Here is a 9,227-nt window from a genome sequence, read left to right on the forward strand (position 1 = left end):
CTCAATTCTCAATGGAAATTATGCGCCTAACCGGCTCAGTTCTGCGTGGAAAACAACACCAACCCTCATCCGAGCATCCGCACGGGCTGTCGGATCGCGATTTTGATGCCCTCTTCACCAAGAACAAGCCGATCATCTTCGCTTTCCATGGCTATCCGTGGCTTATCCACCGGCTCACCTACCGCCGCACCAACCACGGCAATCTGCACGTCCGCGGCTACAAGGAAGAGGGAACGACGACGACGCCGTTCGACATGGTGGTCCTGAATGAAATGGACCGCTTCCATCTGGTCGAGGACGTGATCGACCGGCTGCCGCAACTCGGCGCACGCGCGGCCTATTTCAAACAGGCAATTCACGAAAAGCTGGTCGAACATAGGCAATATATCGAGAAGTACGGCGACGACATGCCCGCAATAGGCGGCTGGAAATGGGGCTCGAAAGGCAAGTCAGGAGCCCGCCATAGAACCTCGACTGAAGGGGACAATGCTTGAGCGACGGTATCCAACCGAACGGAGGTTACAGTGGCAGCGAGCGCGCGCGAGGCTACACGACAAGATAGCGTCGCGGAGTTGGCGAATCCGGGCTCCGCGGTCGCGTTGCTTTCCAACGATCGGTACAGTGTCCTGGTCACAGCGGCCGGGGCCGGTTACGGAACGTGGCAAGGCCTCGATATTACACGGTGGCGCGAGGACAGAAGCCGTGATTGCTGGGGCCAATTTTGTTACGTTCGGGATCTGACTGACAACGACCTCTGGTCCATAGGAAAGCAGCCATTATTTCGGCCCTCAAATGTCTACGAGCACGCCTTTCACGGAGACAGGGCCGAATTCCGCTGTCATGCCGGTGACATCGAAATCGTCTGGAAAATCTGTGTCGCGCCCGATGTGGACGCGGAAGTGCGTATGCTCACTGTCACGAACAATGGCACACGGGAGCGAACCCTCGAATTGACGAGCTATGCCGAAGTCTGCCTGAACAATCGTCGTGCGGACATGGCGCATCCGGGTTTTGCCAAGCTCTTTATCGAAACACGGTATGACGGGGCGACAGGCGCCTTATTTGCGCGCCGCAGGCCCCGCGCTGCCGGGGAAAAGGCCACTTGGGCAGTTCACGTTTCCTCATCGAACCTCCCGCCTTCCCAAGAGGTCCAATATGAAACTGATCGGCTGAGATTTCTTGGCCGAGGCCGAACGACAGCCAGCCCCGTGATATTCGACGCGGGTGGATTGCTCTCCGGGACAATCGGGCCTGTCCTCGACCCGGTTTTCTGTTTGCGACGGACGGTTCATCTGGCCCCAGGCGCCGAAGCGCGCGTCGCCTTCGTCACAGGCGCTGCGGACGACCAGTCAGCCGTGCAGCTCATCGCCGAAAGATACGCCAAGATCGACGTGGCCGAGCGAGCATTCTCCGAAGCATCGGAGAGATACCAAAGCGAGCTTCGGAAGTTGAACCTGAAGCCGGACGATATCTCGCTGTTCAATCGGCTGGCCGGGAGTGTCGTATTTGCGAACCCGGCCATGCGCCAGGCGACCGCGCTGCAGAGAGATCGATTGGATCGGACGGCTCTTTGGACTCATGGTATCTCCGGCGATCTCCCGATCGTGCTAGTCTGCGCGGATGGCGACAGGGATCACGCCCTCATTCGTCAGGTGATGATGGGCCATGATTTCGCTCGTCGCAGGGGCTTGAGATTTGACCTAGTCCTGCTTGACGAGGGCGGTGCGACCAGCGCCAAGCGACTGGTAACAAAGCTGCAATCGGGCTCGCAGGCCGAATTGATTGGCAAACCCGGTGGAATCTTTGTCCTTTCCAAACCTGATACCGAAAACGATCACTTGACGACCATCGCCGCGGCCGCCCGCATAGTCCTGCTGGGAAGCGGCGGCGAACTTACTGATCAGCTCAATCGGCTCTCCCCCGCTCTGCCACCTCTTTCGCAGACGTTAGCTCCTCGGGTGAGCGAGCAACCTGCAGCCCCACCTCGTGACCCGGTCGAGAATTTACAGCACTGGAACGAATTCGGCGGCTTCACGCCCGACGGACGCGAGTATGTTGTGCTCGTGGACACCACAAAACCACAAGGCCCCGCCCTGCCGCCGGCGCCCTGGACCAACGTGATCGCAAACTCTGATTTTGGCTGTCTGACGACTGAAGCCGGTCTTGGCTACACTTGGTCGGAGAACAGCCAGATGAATCGGCTGACGCCGTGGTCGAACGATCCGGTTACGGATGCGCCGGGCGAGGTCCTGTATTTGCGAGATGAAGAAACCGGAGATGTCTGGACACCGACGCCGCTGCCTCTCGGTCCGAGTGCGGTGGTGACTGCTCGTCACGGCCAGGGTTACAGCCGGTATGCAAGTCGTTGCCGTCACCTCAATCAAGAGCTGACGGTATCGGTTGCGCCTAACGATCCGGTCAAGATCATGCGTCTCAGGCTTTGCAACGACGACATCCGAGCTCGGCAGCTGACCGCAACCTATTACGCCGAGTGGGTGCTTGGGACCCACCGCGAAGATGCGGCAACGCGGATCGTCTGCGAACGGGATGCCAGATCGGGTGCGATCATGGCCAAGAACCCCTGGGCCGGAGATTTTGCCGGGAAGGTGGCTTTTGCAGCCGCCAGTCAGCCGACGAGGTCGGCAACGTCCGACCGCACGGAGTTTCTGGGCAAATACGGTTCCGTGTTTCAGCCGGCAGCCTTGGAACGAACCAATCTGGCCGAACGTTTTGGCCCGTTGCTGGATCCCTGCGCGGCGCTGATGGTGGATATCTCCCTGCCCCCCGGCGAAAGCAGGGAGGTTGTCTTTGTACTTGGAGAGGCAGCAAGCCTCGATGAGGTCAGCAGGCTAATTCATGAGCATGCCGACCTCGAGCGCGCAGCCGCAAGCTTGTCGGCGGTCTTCCGCCAGTGGGATAACATTCTGAACTCGATCCAGGTCTCGACGCCGGACGCAGGCTTGAACTTGATGATGAATCGCTGGTTGCTATACCAGGTCCTGGCATGCCGCGTCTGGGCGCGCACGTCCAATTATCAGTCCGGCGGTGCTTACGGTTTCAGGGATCAGCTTCAGGACGTGATGGCACTGGTCTATAGTACACCGAACGAGACCCGCTCCCATATCCTGCGATCGGCAGCACGCCAATTTGAGGAGGGGGACGTCCAGCACTGGTGGCATCCTCCATCCGGCATCGGCGTGCGTACCCGGATCACCGACGACTTGTATTTCCTGCCCCTTGTCGTTCACCACTACGTGTCCACGACAGGCGACGTTCAACTGCTTGACGAGATGGTGCCCTACATCACCTCATCGCTACTGAAAGACGACCAAGAGGAAGACTTCAACCAGCCGGCGACAAGCGAGCATTCCGGCACCGTCTACGAGCATTGCGTCCGTGCGCTGGAGCGTGGTTTCCGCTTGGGCAGTCACGGTCTTCCCCTGATGGGAACAGGCGACTGGAACGACGGCATGAACAAGGTCGGTGCGGAAGGCAGGGGGGAGAGCGTCTGGAACGGCTGGTTCTTTCTCACGGTCCTCAAATCATTTGCCACGATTTCAGCGTCACGCGGAGATCAAAGCCGTGCCGCCTGGTGCCGCGAACGGGCCGAGGCTTTGCGCACAGCCCTTGAAACCAACGCCTGGGACGGTGGCTGGTATCGCCGGGCCTATTTTGACGATGGCACGCCGCTCGGGTCGTCCCTGAACGACGAATGCCAAATCGACGCCATCCCGCAGGCTTGGGCTGTCATTTCGGGCGAAGCCGATGCTGGGCGAGCTTCAAAGGCAATGCGTGCGGTCCACGACCGGCTGGTACGCCAAGAGGACAAGCTCATCAAACTCTTCGACCCGCCTTTTGACGAAGGCTTACTACAGCCCGGCTACATCAAGGGCTATGTCCCCGGCATCCGTGAAAATGGCGGCCAATATACACATGCGGCGACCTGGGTTGTCTGGGCGACGGCTTTGCAAGGCGACGGCGATCTCGCCTTAAAGCTTTGGAACCTGATCAATCCGATTTGTCATGGTGCGACGAGAGATCAAGTCGAACGCTATAAGGTGGAACCATATGCGGTCAGCGCCGATATCTATGGCGCGCGCCCACACATTGGGCGCGGTGGATGGACCTGGTACACCGGATCGGCCAGTTGGTTCTACCGCGTAGCGCTCGAGGCGATCCTCGGCTTTCGCCAGCAAGGGCCGTTTCTGCGGTTCGAGCCGTGCGTTCCGGCAAGCTGGCCGGCCTATGAGATCGCATACCGATATGGATCAGCGACCTACCGCATCCGTTTCGACAACGCGAAGGGCATCGGCCGAGGCGTGCACTCCGTCACGCTGGACGGTGAACCGGTCGCGAACGAAACCGTCCCGCTTGAGGAAGACGGACGCATGCATGACGTCCACATTATAGTTGGTTAGCGGTCATGCCCGAGACAATCTCAACCGATGCCGATCTCGACCGCCTGCCAACGGACCAAGACCTCGGTCGTCTGCAATTCACCACCCTGTTGTACTATCTCCAATGCACGAACCCGGACAACGGCCTGGTGCGCGACAAGACAGAGCCGAACGCCCCGGCAAGCATCGCGGCGATCGGCATGGCATTGGCGACCATCCCTGTGGTTGTAGAACGCGGCGTCCTTATCCGTGAATTTGCGGCAAAGATCACCCGCAACCGTTTGAGATATCTGATGGCATGCCCACAGGGGCCGGAGCCGGATTCTTCTGGCTACAAAGGTTTTTTTTATCATTTTCTGGACATCGAAACTGGGCGCCGGGTGTGGCAATGCGAGCTGTCGACGATCGACTCGGCTTTCCTGTTCGCAGGTGCCTTGACCGTCGCCACCTACTTTGATGGCGACACGGCCGATGAAGCGGAAATCCGCCAGCTCGCGATGGCGCTTTACGAGCGTGCCGACTGGAACTGGGCCTGCGATGGCGGTGCAACTTTAACGCATGGCTGGCGTCCGGAGAGTGGTTTTATTCCCTATCGATGGCGTGGTTATGATGAAGGTCTGCTGCTCTACATCATCGGCCTCGGATCTCCGACTCACCCTTTGCCGCCCGAGTGTTATGCCGCCTACACCGAAACCTACGAATGGCGAAATATCTATGGCCGCGAGCTGCTGTATTCAGGACCGCTTTTTACCCATCAGCTGTCGCACATGTGGATAGACTTTCGAGGCATCCGCGATGCGTTCATGCGCCACCATGACACGGACTATTTCGAAAACAGCCGGCATGCGACATATGTCCAGCAAGAATACGCAATCCGCAACCCGATGAACTTTGCAGGGTATGGCGAACATTGTTGGGGGTTCACCGCATGCGACGGACCGGGTTGGGGCAAGCGGGCGATAGATGGGGTCGATCGGGAGTTCTTCGACTACGTTGCCCGCGGTGCTCCTTTCGGACCTGACGATGGGACTGTCGCGCCATGGGTCGTTGTCGCCTCGCTACCATTCGCGCCGGAGATTGTCGTTCCAACTGTTCGCAACTTTGCACGAATGAAGCTTGGCATGACGCGGCTTTACGGCTTCAAACCGTCGTTCAACCAGACATACGCCGTGGAAAATAGTCAGGCCGGATGGTGGGTAAGTCCTTATCACTTCGGTATCGACCAAGGACCGGTGGTGCTGATGATCGAAAACTATCGGACCGGCTTGCTCTGGAACATCATGCGCCAATGCAAGCCCATCGTGACCGGGTTGCGACGTGCGGGATTTTCAGGAGGCTGGCTTTAGATTGGATCTGCGAGCCGCCACAGCCCATCGCAACGCGGTACCGCCGTTTTCGCAACTCCAGGCAGTCTAACGCTCGGGCGATCCCCACTTGAGCCCGGTCTCCAACAAGCTGCGCGTTGACAACCGGCATGGATATGATTGCTACTCCGGTGATTTGTGCTTCAGGGCGTTGTAATGAGCGCGAGCGTGTGGCGGGCGATCATCAGTTCCTCATCCGTCGGCAGGACGTAGAGCGCGACGCGGCTCGCAGGAGTGGAAATGAGCACCGCGCCCGTTTCGTTGGCCACGGGATCGAGTTCCGCTCCCAGCCAGGCAAGCCGTTCGGCGATGCGAGCGCGGATTGCCGGCGAATTCTCCCCGACGCCAGCCGTAAAGACGAAAGCTTCGAGACCTTCGAGCGCGGCGGCAAGCATGCCGGTACTGAGCGCACAGCGATGGATGAAGTGATTGATGGCGAGGGCCGCACGCGGGTCATCGCTGGCAAGAAGATCGCGCATGTCGCCGGAAGTGCCTGACAGCCCCTTCAGACCGGACGCCCTGTAGAGAAGGTCGGCAACCTCCCCCATGGTCATGCCACTGTGGTCGAGCAGGTATAGCACAACGCCGGGATCCATCTGGCCCGGCCGGGTGCTCATCGGCAAGCCATCCAGTGCCGTGAAGCCCATCGTCGTCTCGAGGCTGCGTCCGTCCTTCAGCGCGCACATGGACGCGCCGCTGCCAAGGTGGGCAACGATGATGCGTCCACCGGCGATACCGGGCGCGACTTCGGCCAACCGCTCCGCAATATATTCGTAGGACAGGCCATGAAAGCCGTATCGTCGCACTCCTTGCTCGTAGTAGTCCCAGGGCAAGGCGTAGCAATCCGTATGTGGGGCGTGGCCGCGATGGAAAGCAGTGTCGAAACAGGCGACCTGCGGCACATCCGGATTGATTTCCATCGCGAGGCGGATCGGCGCGAGGTTATTCGGCTGGTGCAGGGGCGCAAGCTCCTGGAAAGTCGCAAGCTTGTCGAGTGTGTCGTGGTCTATGAGGATCGGTTTCGCAAAGTCCGGGCCGCCATGGACGACGCGATGACCAGTGGCGCGGAGTGTGAAACCCTTAAGGGCCAGCAGCCACGCACGGGTTTCAGCAATTGCCGCCGGCAAGTGGTCGACTACCTCTGGCGCATATCGGCGATCAACCAAGACCGTTCCGTCGGCGGCGCTCGCCGCTAGACGAGGCCGTACGCCGATGCCATCGACCTGGCCGCGAATACAGCGTTTGGGACCGGTGCCGGCGATCTCGAAGATCTGGAATTTCAGGCTTGACGAGCCGGCGTTGACGACAAGGATCGCGTCCATGGTTTAGGCCGCCACTTGGGTCATACGCCGCGAGGCGGCGGCGTAGAGCGTGGCGACCGCGCACGAAGCCAGACGGCTGCGCACTGAGTCGGCACGCGAGGTCAGCACGATGGGCACACGCGCGCCGAGCACGATTCCCGCGGCATCCGCATGGGCGAGGAATGTCAAGTTCTTGGCCAGCATGTTCCCCGCCTCAAGGTCGGGCACGACGAGGATTTGTGCCCGGCCCGCGACGGGCGACGTGAGCCCTTTGATACGAGCGGCCTCCGGGCTGATCGCATTGTCGAACGCGAGCGGGCCATCGAGCAAGCCGCCGGTGATCTGGCCGCGTTCAGCCATCTTGCATAGCGCTGCGGCTTCGATGGTCGAGGGTATTTTTGTTGTTACGGTCTCGACGGCGGAAAGGATCGCCACACGAGGCTGACCGAACCCGACTGTCGTCCAGAGGTCGATTGCATTCTGCACGATGTCACGTTTGACATCGAGATCGGGAGAGATGTTGATCGCCGCATCGGTGATGAAGAGCGTGTCGGCGTGGCCAGGCACATCCATGACGAAGACATGGCTGATGCGGCGTTCGGTGCGCAGGCCGGTGGCGGAGGCCGTGACGTCGCGCATCAGTTCGTCCGTATGAAGGCTGCCCTTCATGAGGAGCTCACCCTTTCCCTCTCGTACAAGGACGACTGCCTTCGCCGCAGCGGCGTGGCTATGCGGTACGTCGACGATTTCGTGCTCTTTCAGATCAAGCCCATTCTCCGCAGCCACCGCCCGAATTTTTGCGGCAGGCCCCACTAGGATAGGTACGATCAGCCTGTCCTCGGCGGCTTCAAGCGCGCCCCGCAACGACGTCTCGTCGCAGGGATGCGCCACGATCGTGATGGCAGGCGCAACGGCCCGCGCAGCGGCAATCAGTCGGTCGTATTTTGACTGCTCAGATTTAGTCGTGGAAAGGTCGGTCACTGGGAAGCTCCCTCTGCTTCGATCAGGATGCATTGCGAACGCGAGCGGTCTTGCTTGCCGGTCCAAGGACTGGTTTGTTGCCGAATTTCTCCTTGCTGAGGCTGAACAGCTCAGCCAAACGTTGGAGGCGCTCGGCTATGTCCCGCCGGCAGGAGTGCCGGAATTGCCGCACGCGCCTGGCTCGTCGGTCAATAGGACGAAATACTGCGCTCACATCATCGTCTTGAACCCAGCCAGCGTCAATCGACCTGCGCCAAGATGACTGCCGAAGGCAATCCTCGTCGCTCGGGCTAGATCACCGTCGTCGGCCCCGCCAGAGCCGCCCGATACACACTTGAGGACAACGTCCTCGACCGCCCGCCCGGCCATTAGCATGCCGAGCATGTTTTCGTACCATGAAGACCGTCCTTCGCAAGAACCTCGAGGATCGGGTTCTGTCCTGCCTGCCGGCCGCATTCTTCGACATGGGCCCATTCGATGACATCGCCGGACAGGCTCGCCAAAGCCTCGCGGCCTCTATCAGGAACGAACCTGACGAGCGCGACCAGATCTCCAAGGAGTTGAAGACTGCCGAACAGGAGCAGCGCCAGAGGCGGAGGATTTCGGGGAGAGGATCAAGAAGCTGAAGGCGGAAGTCAGTCCGGAGGCTGTCGAGCTGATCATCAACTCCGCCTCTATTACATGCACGAGCACGCCGATTCCGAGACGAAGCAACTCTTCTTCAACATCGTGCACCAGTTCATCCAAAAGGTCGTCATCGGCAAGACCCCAGGCCACCAGCCGGCATCCCTCGAAGTCCACAGCCGCATCGCCTCCATCCTTGCAGCCATGGAAGCGGTGGCGATCATGGAAAGGCAGTTCGAGTCGCTGAACCGACACGACTACCTGGGAAAGCTGCGTGCCGGCGAGATCGACACGGAGCAGAAACAAAAAAAGCTCCTCGACGCGTATGCGGAGATTTGACCCGTTCAGGTCTCAAAACGGTCCACTGGACTGTTTTGTCGGGCAGGCCCGATCGACCGTTCACCCTTCAGTTATGGTCCGCAGGACGAGGAGCTACCATCGCCAGGGAAAGCGAAGCTTTTCCGCCAGCGATAAGAAGGTAGATGCTGATCTTTGAAGGGTGTTGGTTGCGGGGGCAGGATTTGAACCTGCGGCCTTCAGGTTATGAGCCTGACGAGCTA

At 59.8% G+C, this 9,227-nt stretch carries 7 protein-coding genes; 5 read left to right on the plus strand and 2 right to left on the minus strand.

Going from position 1 to position 9,227, the window contains the following annotated elements; genetic code table 11:
- The 3 genes from G9X64_RS22090 to G9X64_RS22100 form a co-directional block, all read left to right on the plus strand.
- Positions 1-494 (plus strand): phosphoketolase family protein (locus tag G9X64_RS22090; protein WP_446690143.1); only part of this gene is annotated, 494 nt, incomplete at its 5' end.
- Positions 495-524: 30 nt separating this feature from the next.
- Complete coding sequence (locus G9X64_RS22095; protein ID WP_171377383.1) at positions 525-4,418, plus strand: GH36-type glycosyl hydrolase domain-containing protein; 3,894 nt, start codon at positions 525-527, stop codon at positions 4,416-4,418.
- A 5-nt stretch (positions 4,419-4,423) separates the two neighbouring features.
- Entirely contained in the window at positions 4,424-5,743 is a 1,320-nt protein-coding gene (locus G9X64_RS22100) for a glucoamylase family protein (RefSeq protein WP_168313263.1), read from the plus strand.
- A gap of 161 nt (positions 5,744-5,904) precedes the next feature.
- Here the strand turns inward: G9X64_RS22100 and G9X64_RS22105 are convergent, their stop codons facing one another.
- Together G9X64_RS22105 and G9X64_RS22110 are read right to left on the minus strand one after the other, a co-directional pair.
- On the minus strand, positions 5,905-7,083 hold the full coding sequence (locus G9X64_RS22105) for an acetate/propionate family kinase (protein WP_171377384.1): 1,179 nt from the start codon (positions 7,081-7,083) through the stop codon (positions 5,905-5,907).
- A 3-nt stretch (positions 7,084-7,086) separates the two neighbouring features.
- The gene (locus G9X64_RS22110) at positions 7,087-8,043 is read right to left on the minus strand and encodes a phosphate acetyltransferase (protein ID WP_171377385.1); all 957 of its coding nucleotides are present in this window, start codon (positions 8,041-8,043) and stop codon (positions 7,087-7,089) included.
- Positions 8,044-8,438: 395 nt separating this feature from the next.
- On the opposite strand from G9X64_RS22110, the gene G9X64_RS22115 reads away from it, so the two are divergent.
- Together G9X64_RS22115 and G9X64_RS22120 are read left to right on the plus strand one after the other, a co-directional pair.
- A complete protein-coding gene (locus G9X64_RS22115) occupies positions 8,439-8,669 on the plus strand; it encodes a hypothetical protein (RefSeq protein WP_171377386.1) in 231 nt (76 codons plus the stop codon).
- A gap of 55 nt (positions 8,670-8,724) precedes the next feature.
- Complete coding sequence (locus G9X64_RS22120) at positions 8,725-9,006, plus strand: hypothetical protein (protein ID WP_171377387.1); 282 nt, start codon at positions 8,725-8,727, stop codon at positions 9,004-9,006.
- Positions 9,007-9,227: the final 221 nt, after the last annotated feature.

The sequence above is a fragment of the Rhizobium sophorae genome, assembly GCF_013087515.1.
Taxonomy (GTDB): Bacteria; Pseudomonadota; Alphaproteobacteria; order Rhizobiales; family Rhizobiaceae; genus Rhizobium; species Rhizobium sophorae.